This window comes from Planctopirus hydrillae (genome assembly GCF_001707835.1).
Taxonomy (GTDB): Bacteria; Planctomycetota; Planctomycetia; order Planctomycetales; family Planctomycetaceae; genus Planctopirus; species Planctopirus hydrillae.
Genome location: NZ_LYDR01000137.1, coordinates 49,929 through 65,578, shown reverse-complemented (window position 1 = coordinate 65,578; position 15,650 = coordinate 49,929). Strand labels below are relative to the sequence as shown.

11 protein-coding genes are annotated in these 15,650 nt (G+C 52.8%); 5 read left to right on the top strand and 6 right to left on the bottom strand.

The annotated features are described in order from the left end of the window. Positions 1-83: 83 nt before the first annotated feature. The 3 genes from priA to A6X21_RS16865 form a co-directional block, all read right to left on the bottom strand. Positions 84-2,390: a replication restart helicase PriA gene (gene priA / locus A6X21_RS16875; RefSeq protein ID WP_068850110.1), complete on the bottom strand. Its 2,307-nt coding sequence runs from the start codon at positions 2,388-2,390 to the stop codon at positions 84-86. 65 nt (positions 2,391-2,455) lie between these two features. After that, positions 2,456-4,111 carry a RuBisCO large subunit C-terminal-like domain-containing protein gene (locus A6X21_RS16870; protein ID WP_165603832.1) on the bottom strand — a complete coding sequence of 552 codons (1,656 nt, stop codon included), beginning with the start codon at positions 4,109-4,111 and terminating at the stop codon, positions 2,456-2,458. Positions 4,112-4,341: 230 nt separating this feature from the next. Beyond that, positions 4,342-4,803 carry a GlsB/YeaQ/YmgE family stress response membrane protein gene (locus A6X21_RS16865; RefSeq protein WP_240490302.1) on the bottom strand — a complete coding sequence of 154 codons (462 nt, stop codon included), beginning with the start codon at positions 4,801-4,803 and terminating at the stop codon, positions 4,342-4,344. 303 nt (positions 4,804-5,106) lie between these two features. Here A6X21_RS16865 and A6X21_RS16855 point away from each other — a divergent pair, with 303 nt between their 5' ends. The 3 genes from A6X21_RS16855 to A6X21_RS16845 all read left to right on the top strand — a co-directional run bounded on the left by A6X21_RS16855 (position 5,107) and on the right by A6X21_RS16845 (position 8,612). Beyond that, positions 5,107-6,030, top strand: coding sequence for an NAD(P)-dependent oxidoreductase (locus A6X21_RS16855; protein WP_240490301.1), 924 nt, complete (start codon positions 5,107-5,109; stop codon positions 6,028-6,030). Between the two features lie 188 nt (positions 6,031-6,218). Continuing rightward, a complete protein-coding gene (gene dapA, locus A6X21_RS16850; protein WP_068850098.1) occupies positions 6,219-7,109 on the top strand; it encodes a 4-hydroxy-tetrahydrodipicolinate synthase in 891 nt (296 codons plus the stop codon). A 168-nt stretch (positions 7,110-7,277) separates the two neighbouring features. Continuing rightward, on the top strand, positions 7,278-8,612 hold the full coding sequence (locus tag A6X21_RS16845) for an ATPase, T2SS/T4P/T4SS family (RefSeq protein ID WP_068850095.1): 1,335 nt from the start codon (positions 7,278-7,280) through the stop codon (positions 8,610-8,612). Positions 8,613-8,701: 89 nt separating this feature from the next. Here the strand turns inward: A6X21_RS16845 and A6X21_RS16840 are convergent, their stop codons facing one another. Further along, positions 8,702-9,961 (bottom strand): outer membrane protein assembly factor BamB family protein, encoded by a 1,260-nt coding sequence (locus A6X21_RS16840; protein WP_068850093.1) that lies wholly within the window; start codon positions 9,959-9,961, stop codon positions 8,702-8,704. Positions 9,962-10,036: 75 nt separating this feature from the next. Beyond that, the gene (locus tag A6X21_RS16835; RefSeq protein ID WP_068850090.1) at positions 10,037-11,311 is read right to left on the bottom strand and encodes a hypothetical protein; all 1,275 of its coding nucleotides are present in this window, start codon (positions 11,309-11,311) and stop codon (positions 10,037-10,039) included. A gap of 164 nt (positions 11,312-11,475) precedes the next feature. Between A6X21_RS16835 and A6X21_RS16830 the strand changes: the two genes are divergently transcribed. Beyond that, positions 11,476-12,447, top strand: coding sequence for a DUF1559 domain-containing protein (locus A6X21_RS16830; protein ID WP_068850087.1), 972 nt, complete (start codon positions 11,476-11,478; stop codon positions 12,445-12,447). 50 nt (positions 12,448-12,497) lie between these two features. Here A6X21_RS16830 and arfB read toward each other — a convergent pair whose 3' ends face one another. Next, positions 12,498-12,962, bottom strand: a complete 465-nt coding sequence (arfB, locus tag A6X21_RS16825) for an alternative ribosome rescue aminoacyl-tRNA hydrolase ArfB (RefSeq protein ID WP_083233682.1) — start codon at positions 12,960-12,962, stop codon at positions 12,498-12,500. Positions 12,963-13,355: 393 nt separating this feature from the next. On the opposite strand from arfB, the gene A6X21_RS16820 reads away from it, so the two are divergent. Beyond that, positions 13,356-15,536, top strand: coding sequence for an FdhF/YdeP family oxidoreductase (locus A6X21_RS16820; RefSeq protein WP_068850078.1), 2,181 nt, complete (start codon positions 13,356-13,358; stop codon positions 15,534-15,536). The last annotated feature ends 114 nt before the right edge of the window (positions 15,537-15,650 follow it).

The following is a 15,650-nucleotide window of genomic DNA, read 5'->3' as shown; positions in this document are numbered from 1 at the left end:
AATCTTTCTCGACTGCGTTGCCAATAGCTGAAAACCCTCGGCAATGAGTATTCCTATGGCTGCAAACAGGTCTAAGAATTGATTCAGCGGAAGCTGATCGGGTCAAGATCCACAGAGATTTCTACCGGCGTGAGTTCAGGCACGATAGGTTCAATTTCTCTCCACAATTGACCTAGAACTTCTCCCGAAGGATGAGAAAGCTGTAACTGGTAGCGAAAATACTTCTTGAGCCTGGCCACAGGGCAAGGTGCCGGGCCGAGGATTTTTGCCAGGATGCCATCCCTTTCCAACCCCTTCGATTCTAATCCCAGGCGAATTCTCTCGGCGGCTTTTTCCACATCAGCTTCGATCTCACCGCGAAGAATGATCCGCAAGATGCGGACAAACGGCGGGTATCCCAAAGTATGCCGGTGCTCGAGTTCTTGCCGTGCGAAGGCCGTGTAGTCATGACGGGCGGCATAGAGGATCGCTGGCTGATCCGGGCACGCGGTCTGTACGAGGACTTTACCGCCCAGTTCACCGCGTCCTGTTCTCCCGGCCACTTGAGCAATCAACTGAAAAGTTCGTTCAGATGCTCGAAAATCCGGTTGATGCAGTGATGTATCGGCATCAATTACGCCTACGAGTGTCACGTTGGGGAAGTCCAGACCTTTCGCAATCATCTGTGTTCCCAGCAGAATCCGCACCTCACCTTGCCGGAAGGACTCCAAGGCCCGATCGTGGCTTCCCTTTTTCTGCATGGTATCGCTATCCATGCGCAATACACTGACACCAGGAAATCGAGCCTTCACTTCATGTTCCAGCCGCTCAGTCCCCTGCCCAAGAAACAACAGGCCGGGCTTACCACAATTCGGGCAACTGGTCGGTGGATCGATGGAATACTCACAGCTATGGCACAGGGCAATTTGCCGCTGTTTATGATAAGTGAGTGTGACATCACAATCCGGACACCTCACGCTCTGCCCGCAGGCCCGGCAAAAGAGTGCCGGCGAATACCCTCGAACATTCAGAAACAGAATAATCTGCCCCTTCTTTGCTAACGATTCCCGCATGGCCACGAGCATTGCCCGCCCCAGAGAAGCTCCTTTCTGAAGTGACTGATCGTTGCGGGTGTCGACAATCATCACGGGTGGCAGAGGCCTTTGAGCCACTCGATGAGGTAGCGAAAGCACGATCTCTTCTTTTCGAATTCCGCGAAGCCACGTTTCGAGAGTCGGTGTGGCGGAACCAAGAATCAGTGGTATCCCGGCATCGCGAACTCGTTGCCTGGCAACCTCCCGGGCATGATACCGAGGGGTCGAATCCTGCTTGAAACTCGTCTCATGTTCTTCATCAATGACCACCAGGCCCAGATTTGGAGCCGGTGCAAAAATCGCACTTCTGGCCCCGACGATCACCTGCACCTGACCTCGCGCAATCTGCTGCCAATAGCTATGTCGCTCAGCATCACTTAAATGAGAATGCAGGACTGCGACCGAGGCAAATCGCTTACGAAAACGCCGGATTGTCTGCGGAGTGAGACTGATTTCCGGTACCAGTACAATAGCCTGCCGACCGTACCTCACGACTTCTTCAATCACGCGGATATAGACTTCTGTCTTGCCACTGCCAGTGACGCCGTAGAGTAAAAAAGTTTCCGACTTCCCGGATGCCAGCGATTCGATGACCCTGGTGACAGCCGAGTGTTGATTTCGATTCAGCAGAATAGCCGAAGTATCGTTCTCCCCTACGCTGGAAACCGACTTCGACCAGGTGCGGATTTTTGTGGCAACAACAATCCCTTTATTCCGCAGCGTCTGCAGAGGTGAGAGCCCACATTCCGCAAGACCGGTCAATTCATCTCCGGCCATCGGCTCAGTTGTTGATCTCAGCACATCGACAATTCGCTGCTGAGTGGCCGACAATTTGAGAGTCGTCAGTCGAGTTTCATAGCCTTCGGCCAGTTCGAAGTGCAAAAGTTCCCGAGTTCCGGCTTTCGACTTCACTCCCGCAGGGATCACCGAATCGAGCACCTGACCCCAACTGCACAGGTACTCTTCACTGATCCATCTCGTCAGTCGCAACATGGGTGCATCGACCAGTGGGGCGGCATCAAGTAAAGATTCGATGGCTTTGAAGTTGCGATGTGCAGGTCGCGTCCTTGTTAAAGAGACACAGTACCCTTGCGTCAACTTCTGGCCAGTCCCAAAAGGAACCCGCACTCTGGCACCTGGGCGTAAGTTGTCTCTGAGCCCCGAAGGGACAAGATAATGGTAGGATTTGAGCATGGGCAGGTTGAAAACCACCTCAGCGTAGAGTTGATCTTCACTGTCCACGATCTCCCACGGGGTTGAGACCTCAGGAAGGTCTTCTGGCGTAAACAACGATGGTTGCTGGGCACTGGACTGCATGCTGGTGCGATGTATTTTTCCAACAGGCAATAAGACGTTCAATCCGCAAGCGGAACCGAGCCCGGTCAAGGGGCCATCGGTGCATCACGATCATGATCAACAATGCACAGAAAACCAAATGGTTCACTGGTTGGATTCGACAATTGATGCACAGCCAGTGGCGGAACGTAAGCAATATCCAGGTGATGCAAAGGAAAGATCTGTCCCTGGCACTCGAGTTGACCCTGGCCGCGAACGGGAATCACGACATGCGTATGGAAATGCTTTTCACGACTCGAATAGCCACCGGGTGCCAGTTCGAAGTATCGCACATCAAATGCTGTTGACTCTCCAAACTTCCCAATCAGTTCCTGTCGATCCACATGCGCAAATGGCAGACCTGCATTGGGTTTGTAAACCGAAACTTCGCGTTTTTCCCATCGATAACCGGGAAGAAACTTGAGCAGTTGAGTCACGATCGAATTGGCAGAATCGGAAGACGAAATTCCTGACTTTTCATTTCCTTGAGCATACTTGTCGATGCCGGAATTCTGAGATCCTGATGGATGCGCTGCTGGCAGTTCACACGAAGAAACATATTCGCCACGAGGATCCGGATCAGAATTCTGAGAAGCTCGATTAGTGAGAAACAGCTCTTCGATTCTGGAGCGAAATGCCGCCGTGCTGTCGGCAAGATTTTCTGAGTAACCGAGCAATCCGCCTCCGACCAGAAAGATCGTGTCCGGGCCGTAGTCGCGAGCCATTCCTGGAAGCGATGCATACGACATGCCTCCTGCCGGTGCCGGGAAGCAACTTTTCAATCGTCCGAGAGGTTTTCGTGCCGCGTCTGCGATCGACAGACAATCCGCTTGTGAGAAGGAAAATCTTCCTCCCGCATTGGGGAAAACTGTTCCATCACAACCGCACAAACGCATCATGGTCGATAGCCAGAACGCATGCGAAAGACCCTGCCCTTCCTGCAGGAACGAACCCGACATTGTCGGATGGGCCAGAATTGCCAAAGGAAAAGATTCCGACAGATGGCGGATGGTTTCGAGACCGGCAATCATAGGCGCCACAAGGACACCCCGAATGCCGGATTCTACGCAAAACGCTGCCTGCCGTTCCAGATCGCGCAGAGGCCCGGAAAGATTGGGGAAGTAAAGGCACTTTTGTCCTCGTGGAGTCTTCGAAAGCACCGCTTGCTGGCAGGCTTCGACACGGGCTCTGAAGGCGTCGAACGTGCTCTCTACGAGATTGTGATCATCCTTGACGAGATCACCGCCCCCAGCCGCAAACTCTCCCGCGATCTTTGCCAATTGCGAGACAGACGATCCCTTTGGCTTGATGGCGGTCGCCAGCAGAGGACGTTCCCACACTCCGCAGGCTGATCGAAGACCTTCAATCCCAAGTTTAGGCCCGGCCAATCCACTGAGAAAAGATTCCGGAAACTCGACATCTAACAATCGAACTCCGGGTTTCAGACTGACATTTCCAAACAACAGGTTCATCAACTGAGCCAGGTGTCCACTCGCCAGATGAGCGTGGTACTCAATCGTTGCGACCTGGACATGCTCTGAGACCGAGCGAACAGAGACCACCTGGCCAGCGAAGTTCTGCCAGATCACTTCGTCCGTGATCAATGATTCTGGAACCTCAACCGTCTGTTCGAGGGCAATATCTCTGGCAACAGCTTCTGCCGATTCTGTCGGACAGTTCAGTTGATATTGAACTCGAAACACGTCCTGCCTGCAGCTTGGCGATGTATCGTCGGCCTGGCCAGACAGCCACTGGGGCCCGGGTTGACCATTGGCTAGGAAATGCGACGAAAAAGAGGTCATGGACTCAGTCACGCAAGATACTTTTCAAATAAACTCTTCACAGTACTTCGTGAAAATCTACTTGAAAGTCTGCCAAGATGCACCCCAGTCACCAAATCGCTCATGAGCGAAAATGTTGGGGGAAGTTCAAACTAAGCGGCTGTTCGGCGTCGGCGACGGTAAGTCACCCGCTCACCACTGTTGAGATCTCCTCCATCGACCGCTTCCACAATGAAGTACGAGTTCGACAGAATCCGGTAGAACAAGAGGAGGGCGAAAGCTCCAGCAGTAGCGGCTATAAATCCACTAATACTGATAGGCGAGATTCGCAAGGACGAATCCCACAACAGTAACGATCCGCAGCCAATCACACTCCCGGAAATCCCGATACAAACTGTCCCCACGGCACCGCCGGGATCTTTCCCGGGCATGATGGCTTTGCCGCATAGCCCAACCAGCGTGCCAAAGCCCACCCACATCAACATTTCGTGGGCCGCCTGTTCAATGGCGAGCATAAGTTCGGGACTGAGCATTCCCATCGGAAATCCATCTCCGCAAGGGCTAACAGCCCGATTCCAGACCACATTCGAGCGGCAGATTTCGCCGGTCATCATGACGGCAAAATCTCCCCCTGCTTTTGACATCGGGAATTGGCTGAAGAAACTTGGCGAAAAGTTGTCCCTTCGCCACTTTCACCTCCAATTCGGCTGATCTGAATGACGGTCCTTCAGCAATTTTCTTGACTGAAGTCCGTAAAGAACCGCTGGAATGATGCATTTGACCTGGATATCCCCGGGCGGACTGATGACGGTGAGAAGAACGAACGGTACACTGCCACACTGTAAAAGATTATCATGAACTAAAAATCGCCAGTTGATGCTCGTCCAGAAATTCACGACTGAGGAATGAGGTTTACAGTGCTTGAGTTTGCTCCCGGAAAGACACGTATTGGCTGGATCGGCACTGGGGTCATGGGTCGCAGCATGGTCGGCCACCTCATGAATGCCGGCTATAGCGCCACAATTTACACCCGCAGTCCAGAGAAGGCGACCGATCTCATTTCGCGAGGTGCTCAGTGGGCCGCCACACCTGCGGAAGTCGCCACCAATTCCGACGTCGTCTTTTCAATTGTCGGTTTTCCGTCGGATGTCCGGGAAGTCACACTGGGGACCAAAGGTGCTCTCGCCGGGGCAGCGGCTAACACCGTCCTTGTCGATATGACGACCAGCGAACCTTCTCTCGCCGTCGAGATCTATCAGGCAGCCAAAGCAAAGCATGTCCATGCGGTCGACGCTCCTGTTTCGGGTGGAGATATCGGTGCAAAGAATGCAGCCCTTTCCATCATGGTGGGGGGGGAAGCGGAAGTGGTCAACGCCTTGCAGCCATTGTTTTCCGTCATGGGGAAAACGATTGTGCATCAGGGAGGACCGGGGTCTGGGCAACATACAAAAATGGTCAATCAGATTCTGATCAGCACAGGGATGATCGGTGTCTGCGAGGCCTTGTTATATGGTTATAAAGCCGGTCTGGATCTGAACACTGTGATGCAATCGGTCGGGCCAGGTGCAGCCGGAAGCTGGTCGCTTTCGAATCTGGGCCCACGCATGATTGCGAATAACTTCGACCCGGGATTTTTCGTAGAACATTTCATTAAGGACATGGGAATTGCCCTGGCAGAATCCCGCCGGATGGGTCTTTCCTTACCTGGCCTGGCACTTGCCGAACAATTCTATCTTTCAGTGAAAGCCAAAGGCTTTGGCCGCAATGGGACTCATGCGTTGATGCTGGCACTTGCAGAAATGTCGGAGATCGATTGGCGTAACCGTACCGTCAATTCGTAATTTCGAATGGACGAGACCCGGGAATGAACCGGTCATTGCCTGACTGACCCAGGCAAGTTTTGTGACAGACCTGAACAGTATTCCGATACGATTCCCTGAATCGAGATTTTCTGGTTTTTGAACTACTGATACCCGCCATCAAGGGGCAATTGCCCACGAGTATCAGGCTTCCTTGAGGATTGTTGAAAATGCCTCGCAAAGGCGAACAGTTTGCAGGTTTGACCGTCGCGATCGTGACTCCGTTTCGAAATGATCGTCTGGATGAGGCGGCTCTGAAGAAGATCATTGATTTTCAGATTGAAGCGGGCACCAACTGCATTTGCCCGGTGGGTACGACTGGCGAAAGCCCCACTTTGACGCATGAAGAGCACGAGCGTGTGATTGCTCTCACCTGCGAACATGCGGCTGGACGCATTCGCGTTATGGCGGGTACTGGTTCGAACAGCACACAGGAAGCGATCCAGCTCACAAAGTTCGCCAAGTCTGTCGGTGCTGACGGTGCGATGATGGTCGCCCCTTATTACAACAAGCCTACTGGTGAAGGCTTTTTCCGTCATTTTGAAGCCGTCGCCACAGCCGTCGATATTCCCATTATTCTGTATAATATTCCCGGCCGAACCGCAAAGAATATGGAGCCGGAAACGATTGCCCGCATGGCGGAAATCCCGTCGATTGTGGCTATCAAGGAAGCGACAGGGTCGATGGATCAGGCTTCGCGACTCCTTGCCGAAACAAATCTCACAGTTCTCTCTGGAGACGACAGCCTGACTTTACCCCTTCTCTCGATGGGGGGCAGCGGCATTGTATCGGTCGTCGGGAACATCGTCCCGCAGGACATGCTCAAACTGGTGGCTGCCTGGAAGGCTGGCAAAATTGCTGAAGCCCAGGCGATGCACTTCAAGCTCTTTACGTTGTGTCGCGACCTGCTGGGGCTGGCAACCAATCCCATCCCCATCAAGGCTGCCATGAAGTTGCTGGGACGTGATACGGGCGAACTCCGGCTGCCGATGACACCCCTCGGCCCAGCCGAAGAAGCCAAGCTTGTCCAGACTCTCAAGACCTACGGCTTGCTGTCATAGAGCTCTCGAAGACTTCGAGAAGTTTGCATGATGAAAATTCTCGATGATAAATGAGCGTGTGATTGGTTACCCCTGTCGTTTAGAATGATTTGGTAACAGCCCCTCCCGTTCTGGCTGCCAGCTTCTGACATACGTGCTTTTGATTGCGTGTTTGGCAAAGGATCGTCCATGATTTTCGGCATGTTCGGTAAAAAGCCCGCAGACCAGGGTGGGGGTGAAGATCATGACGAAGACGAAGAAATTGAACTGGTCTCATTTCAGGGGGCCCTCAATGGAAAATCAGCCGATCTGCAAGCTAATGCCAAGCTGGCCCAGATTGGTTTGATTCCCGCCAAAGAATTCGTGACCGATGCGCTGTCGCGCCGAGCCGAGATGGTGCGGATCGATATCAAAGGGGAGCGGGCGCAATCGACACTTTCGGTGGACGGAGTCGTTTACGCCGGCTCACGCATGCCCAGGCCACAGGCTGTTGCCATTACTCAGATTATGAAACTGCTGGCTGGGCTCGACCCCAAAAATAAAGCCACAGCACAGCAAGGCGGCCTGAAAAGCGACTACGAGGGTCATCCTTGGGAAATCTCTGTGGAAACCACCCCACAGGCTGAAGGTGTTGAAAGGCTGACACTTCGATTTCGCGACTTGAAAGCCAAACTCAATACGCTCGACGAACTCGGGTTCCCTGGTATTGTTCGCCAGAAGATTCGCGAAAAAACGCCACATCGCAAGGGTCTCGTGATTATTGCCGGCCCTCCCGGCAGCGGTGTGACAACCACGACGTTTGCTGCCATTCGCGGCATCGACATGTACATGTACTCTTGCATGTCCGTTGCGAATCTTGGTTCTCGTGAAATCATTAATTGCACGAAATTCGAAGTCCAGGAAGGGGATTCGATCGTACAGACAATCGCTCGCGTCCAACGGGCCGAGGCGGATGTCCTGTTTGTCGATCCCATCAAAGATGCCGACTACGCCAAGACATTAGTTGATAACTGTGATGCCTTGACGCTCATTGCCGAAATGCCTGCCAAAGATGCTGCTTCAGCCGTGGCACAGCTTTGTGCATGGGTGGGTGATGCAGCCAAGGTGGCCGATGCCATCCAACTGGTCATCAGCTCTAAACTCATCCGGCAATTGTGCGAAGAATGCAAAGAAGCTTTCCGCCCTAACCCTAAGCTCCTGGCAAAAGTCGGCCTCCCTCCTGAAACTAAAGTGCTTTACAAAAAGGGGGAAGCTCCCGTGGATGAAAAGACCGGGCAGGAAGGGGAGCCTTGCGGCAAATGTGGCGGTATCGGCTACTACGGCCGGGTTGCCATGCTCGAAATGCTCGAAGGGACTGACGAGATGAAAGAAGTCATCAAGCAGTCTCCTACTGCCGATGCCATCAAGGCCCAGATGCGAAAAGAGGGAATGCAGACGCTCCAGAAAGATGGTCTGCGACTGGTGGTTGAAGGCAAAACCTCCCTCGAAGAACTCCAGCGAACTTTCAGCTCGGCAACCCCATAAAGCCACTGCCGATGAACAATGGTCTCCACTGATTAACTTCCACTGATAAGATGTTTGAAGCCCATCGAGAAATAGAGTTCCTATCGAACTCAGTTGGAACCCGTCCTGGCGTTGATCAACATCAGAGAATCTGCAGTTCGAATCAATAAACCGCTGCGGTAGATCTGCAGGCTCGATGCAATCGCCGTATCCCAGTTGATCTCTTTGACGACCTCTCCCTGACGATCATTGCGAACAATCCAGGATTTGCCATCGATATTGGCAAAAACGACATGATGCTGATCTGCCACTGGCGATCCGCGAAAACGTCCTTCGAGCCTGCGAGTCCATACCTCTTTGCCGTTCTCCAGATCCAGGGCTGTTAATATCCCCTGATCATTGGCATAGAAGAAAAGGCCATTCGAACAGATCCCTGACGGTACAAAACCAGCTCCTTTGGTGGTCGACCAATCAACCACGGGGGCCTTCGAATATCCTTCTGGAAAGCGATAACAGCGTGTGTTCCCGCCCGGGCCAGAGGTTACCACGAGCTTGCCTTGATGGAGCATGGGGATCGGGCAGCACAGTCGCTCCAAGCCATCCACCACCCAGAGCCTGTCCCCCGTTCGAAGTGAGAAACCAGCCAGTCGATGTGTCCCACTACAGATAATCACAGGCTCACTACCAGAATCCTCAGGAGTGGCGACTGGAGTCGACCAGTTATCACTGACATCGGCCCTCAGAGTTCTCCAAACGGTCTCTCCTGAATTCAGATTGAGAGCAATCAAATAACTTCCCTGAGCCTGATCGACTTGCAGGATGACTCGATCCTGAACCACGATCGGGGATCCCGCCAGGCCATAATCATTGTCGATCAGACCGTAACTTTTCTGAAGGTCACGAAACCATAATGGCTCACCATCAACCGTGTAAGCCGCGACATTTCCTGTTGAAAAAAAGGAAACGACAACCCCTTGAGCAATCACGACACTGGGTTGTGCGTGGCCACGCAAGGGAGGGAACTGTTCGAAGACTGGTGTCGGTGCTCCCAGCATTCGCCTTTCCCATAATCTCTGCCCCGATTTCAGATCAAATGCAGTGGTACACAATGTCCGATGCTGCTCACCAAATGAATACGTCAGGTAGGCCACATCTCCGACAATCACCGGCGTACTGGCTCCCTCGCCAGGCAACTCGACTTTCCAGCGAACAGCCTGCGCTTCCTCGAGTCCCTCAATCTCCAGAACAGTATTTGTGACGGGATTGCCATCAATCTGCCGCCAGCCTGTCGTCTCAGACGTCAGCCCCCGCTCGACAGAAATCAAAAAATGACAGGCGATCAGAATTACGAGAATCAATCGACGCAACACGTCACATTCCATTCAATCAAGGAATCAAGAAATAACGGAATCGACACATCTGCTATCGATGGAATCCGTCGCGAGCTACCTGGCTTGTGGAAGCGGGAAACTCAATGGCTTTCCATCCCGGCCAACTACCCGCAAGCCAACCTGCCACCGCTGTGGACCACCGGCTGGTGGGCCGGGTGGTTTTTTTGCTTCACAAACCCTCAGAATCAACTCATTGGTTCCTGGCGAAAGCTCAACGAAAGCGCGATGTTTATCCAACCTCGGTCGCTGAAAAAACCAGCTGGCATCGATGACTTTTTTCTCATTCAGCCAGACTTCAATTGTGTCGTCAGCACCTGCCAGAATTGTGGCGGGCAACGTCTTTTGATCGGCTGGAATGGCCTCACGAGGGACTTCTATTACGGCGTGAAGCCAGGCCACTGAATCATCGACATCGCCACAGGTCTTTTTGATGTCGAGAAAATTCTCACCGTCTTTCTGAAAAGCATTCTGCCAGGAGATTTCACCGCGGTCACCCACCGGATACTTCTGGCCGAGACTGGGAGATTCAATTGGTTGTTGACGACTGGATAACCCCATGGAACCATCCTGTGGGAACGGCCCCAGAACACTCCATTGAGTGATCATACCCAGTTTCTGATGGGTTTTCTGAGGATGACCATATTCACCAAGCCGCTTGGCGAGCGTCTGAATAGCCTCAGGATTGGTGTTCGAGTTCCACGCATCCAGTAGCAATTCTGTCGCTTGAGTAACCTTCCCTTCCTTCTCCAGATGTGAAGCCTCCTCCAGTGCCAGTTCTGTTGCTAACTCAGAGAAGCAGGGATCGGAGAACCTCCCCTTAAGCAACTGTCGTGTACTGTCCGGCTGAATCAGCTCACACCATTCCTGAGCAATCTTTCGAGCATCGGCAGATCGGTTGGAATCCAGCATGAAGCCAACCACTGTGCCGGCAACCGATGCGGGATCATCAACAGAAAACTTGATGCCCTGCCGAAGAGCGTTGGTAAGAATTTCATCACCAGCACTTTTCAGCCACTGAATTTGAACGCTGGCAGTGTCGTCTCCCATTCTGTCTCGAACAGGTGTCTCAGACACTAGCAGCTTGTCAATTTGCTGCAAAAGCGGCAGCAAATTGATCACACCACCTTGAACAACTGTTCGGAAGGCCTCCTGCCGACTTTTGATTTCCACCTCTCTGCGGGAGGTCAGATCGCGAAGATGGATCACAGCGTCAGTGGTGGTGATGCCGCTCTCCTGGGCGAAAACATGGAGATGATTTTGCAGCAGACAGCAACATGCCAGCATCAAAATACTGCGCTGTAAACGTGCTGCAGAAACCTCGGTCACCATCTTGGTAGATCCCAATTCCGTAAAGGTTGTAACGAATTCTTACACAAGCTTCCGCAATGAACACACTTAACCACAAGCGAACCACTTGCAATTAAAGTGCAACAGCACCACAATAACTACACCACTTCAATTTGTCATTATTGTCGAGTACTGAGGGTGCCACAATGGATAGGTCATCTGCAAAAAATTCTGAGTCAGGCATTCGCTCTGGGTTTACGCTGATCGAACTGCTCGTCGTGATTGCGATTATTGCCATTCTGATTGCGTTACTCCTGCCCGCCGTGCAGCAAGCCCGCGAAGCAGCGCGAAGAACGCAATGCAAAAACAATCTGAAACAGATTGGGTTGGGCCTGCACAATTACCACTCGTCACTCAACTGCTTCCCGCCGGGTTTACTGACTCCCTCACGAGCTTTCTCTCCCCATTCGCAGCTATTGCCATACCTCGATCAATCCAATGTCTTTCCATCGATCAACTACGGATTTACCCCCACCGCGACACAAAACGATACGGCAGCACGTGTCACTCTTCCGGTATTCATTTGCCCGTCGGATCGAGGAAACATTCCGAATGAGACCCTCGGGGTCACAAATTACGTCGCCTGTGTGGGGTCAGCGATAGGTACCAGTGGCTGTCCCGGGACAACACTTTTGCCGACCTGGATTGGTTGTGGCAATGGTATGTACACTCAGAACCGGGGCATAAAGATCAGCGACATTCTCGACGGTAGCACGAACACCGTGGCCTGGAGCGAATCACTGCTCGGGGATGGAACCGCAACATTCACTGACCCAGACCGCCAGTTTTTGACCTGGACGGGCGGGGGTTCTGAACCAGATGCGACGGTTTGTTCGACTTCCACAGCCACGGCTGTTGGTCAACGTGGCTTGCGGTGGCTTGACGGTCGCCTGGGACGAGCTCTGTATAATCACTTCTATTCTCCCAACAGCAACTCGCCTGACTGCATCAATTCGCAAGGCGCCACTGGTTGGAGCACAGCCCGGAGCATGCACACGGGTGGAGTCCACATTCTCTTGTGCGATGGTTCGGCACGATTCGTCAGTGAAAATATCGATCTGCAAATCTGGCGAGGCCTCGCTACGCGAGCCGGGAGCGAAGTGCTCAGCGAATTCTAAATCTTCCGGTCTCCAGCCTCAAAGATTGCTCATTGCCGGCGGTCGGTTCGTTATTGAGGATCGATCCGCCGGCTGTTGCGAATGTTGGCGCGGTGCTTTTTTTCCTGTAAGCGGCGGGCATTAGAGGCCTTCGAAGGTTTTGTTGGGCGACGAACCTTCTGTGGAATCGAGATTGTTCTGAGAATCTGCACTAATCGCTGCTCACATGCCAGGATGTTCTGCTTCTGATCCCGGTGTTCATCGCTGGCAATGACAAGTTCGCCTTCATTGTTTAAGCGATTCCCAAACTCGTGACGCAGCCTCATTCGAAGCTCCACAGGGAGTGACTTCGATATCATCGCCGGCCAGTGCATCGTGGCTTTGGAATTCACTTTATTGACATTCTGACCGCCCGGGCCTGAGCTGCGGCTATATGTCCAGCGAAACTCAGAACGGGGAATGAGCAGGCGATTCGTCACGCGCAACACAGCGCCCGCTTCCTGCTCGTCCTGCTCCCTGGATAGTGGATGATCCATCACAAACTCTTTTCTTCAGCAAACTTTGAAAACACGTAGACAATCTTTATGGTCATCGACTTTTTACCTGAGGTATTCGCCCATTTTCTGCACATTGCCGATCACGATGCACAATCACAGTGCCGCCTTGGACAATCTCGACGAACACAGGTTCGCTTCAATTGGGAATGATTCTGGACTTCACCTTATTCTCGTAATGCTCTTCAAAGCCTCGATTTTACTCCACTGGACGGCTCTCAAGATCAGCACGGCGCTGAAGAATCAGTGACGCAGCATGCTGTTGATTTTTCAGTATGATGATTTTCCCCGGGACGAGTACGCTCTTTCCCTGAGAAAACGGGTCGTTTACTCTTAATAACGAATCCGATTGAGCCCCATTGAAGAAACAACATCATGCGAAAAATCACCACGGGAGGCGGCTGGCCGGCAGTGCTCTACACTCTTCGCAAAGCCCGGGAAATGGGTGGATTCTGGAAGATGTGGCAGGCGATGAGATCCAAAAATGCCTGCAAAACCTGTGCATTGGGCATGGGCGGCCAGAAGGGGGGCATGGTCAACGAAGCCGGCTCGTTCCCGGAGGTCTGCAAAAAATCTCTTCAGGCCATGGCATCAGACCTTCAAGCCGGCATTCGTTCCGAGTTCTGGCAGAAATACAGTATTGGTCAACTGAAATCCCTCTCGCCGCGAGAGTTGGAATACTGCGGCCGACTCGTCGAACCTGTGATCCATGAAGCAGGCAACAGCCATTATCGCCCCATCAGTTGGGACGATGCATTTGCCAGAATTGCTGCACGGCTGAAATCGGTTCAACCCGATGAAACCTTCTGGTACTTCAGTGGTCGCAGTTCGAACGAAGCGGGTTTCCTGCTCCAACTCTTTGCTCGCATTTACGGCACAAATAACATCAACAACTGCAGCTTTTATTGCCACCAGGCCAGTGGAGTGGGTCTGACCAGCGTACTCGGCACGGGAACAGCCACCCTGACGCTGGAAGATGTCGAACATGCCGACTGTATTTTTCTCATCGGTGGCAACCCGGCCAGCAATCATCCGCGGTTGATGTCGACACTCAAGCACATTCGCCGCCGTGGCGGCGAAGTGATCGTCATTAATCCGGTCGTTGAAACCGGGCTGGTCAACTTCAGTGTCCCCAGTGATCCCTGGAGCCTGCTGTTCGGTACCAGAATCGCTTCGCTGTATGTTCAGCCACAAATTGGCGGAGACCTCGCTCTACTCACGGGGATTGCCAAAAAAATCCTGGAACTGGGCCAGCACGATCCTGCATTTCTCACCACTGCCTGCGATGGCTGGAGCGAATGGAAGCAACATCTCGAATCGATTCACTGGAGCGAAATCTGCGAAAAATCGGGGGTTGGTATTGATGAAATCAACGCCATCGCCAGACGATATGCCAGATCCAAGAACACTGTTTTCGCATGGACCATGGGCATCACTCACCATGCCCATGGGGTGGAAAACGTGGAGGCCATTGCCAATCTGGCCCTCATGCGCGGCATGGTGGGCAGACCCCACGCCGGCCTGATGCCCATCCGCGGACATTCCAATATTCAAGGCATGGGGACAGTCGGTGTCACACCCAAACTCAAAGAGGTCATTTTTGAACGACTCCAATCGACCTTTCATGTTGCTCTCCCCAAAACTCCCGGGCGGGACACGATGGCCTGCATGGATGGCTCGCTCAATAGAGAACTCAAGTTTGGGTTCTGCCTGGGGGGTAATCTCTTTGGGTCAAATCCCGATGCCGCTTACGCTGCGAAAGCACTCTCGAAACTCGATCAGATCGTTTATCTGAGCACCACACTCAACACCGGACATGCCCATGGTCTTGCTCAGGAAACGATCATTCTGCCTGTCCTGGCACGCGATGAAGAACCTGAACCCACGACTCAGGAATCGATGTTCAATTACATGCGACTGAGCGATGGTGGATTACCTCGACACACCGGCCCACTTTCTGAAATTCATGTGATTGCCGAGATCGCCCAAAGAGTTCTGCAGAGGTCGGGCCCGATCGACTGGAACGAAATGAAAAGCGCCCAGAAGATCCGTGAATCTCTGGCGAAAGTTGTGCCTGGTCTCGAGTCCCTCGCCACGATTGGCGAAACAAAACAGGAATTTCAGATTCCTGGCCGCACTTTTCACACGCCCACTTTTCCGACACCCAGCGGCCGCGCACAGATCAAATGTCACGAGCTTCCTTCTCTGATTGGGGCACCCGGTGAATTCCGGCTGATGACAATCCGCAGTGAAGGCCAATTCAATACCGTGGTTTACGAAGATTACGACCTCTATCGCAACATCGACCGGCGTGATGTGATTCTCATGCACCCTGAAGATCTTCAGTTGGCTGGCCTGTTCGACGACCAGCGAGTGGTCGTGAAAAGTGCCGCGGGCGAGATGGTGGGTTTTCGCACGAGGGCCTTCAAAAATATTCGCCCCGGGAATGTCATGATGTACTACCCGGAGGCCAATATCCTTGTCCCACGCAGTCTCGATCCGCGCAGCAAAACGCCAGCCTTTAAGGCCATTCCTGTGACAATCAAGGCCTTGTGAGGCCGAAAAACACTTGAAAAATCGGCAGGGAGCGACCCACAGGAAATTCAAAAGAGTCTCCGCAGTTCATCTTTGCGATTTGGGATCGATTGGCTAACATCTGGCTTACAGTGT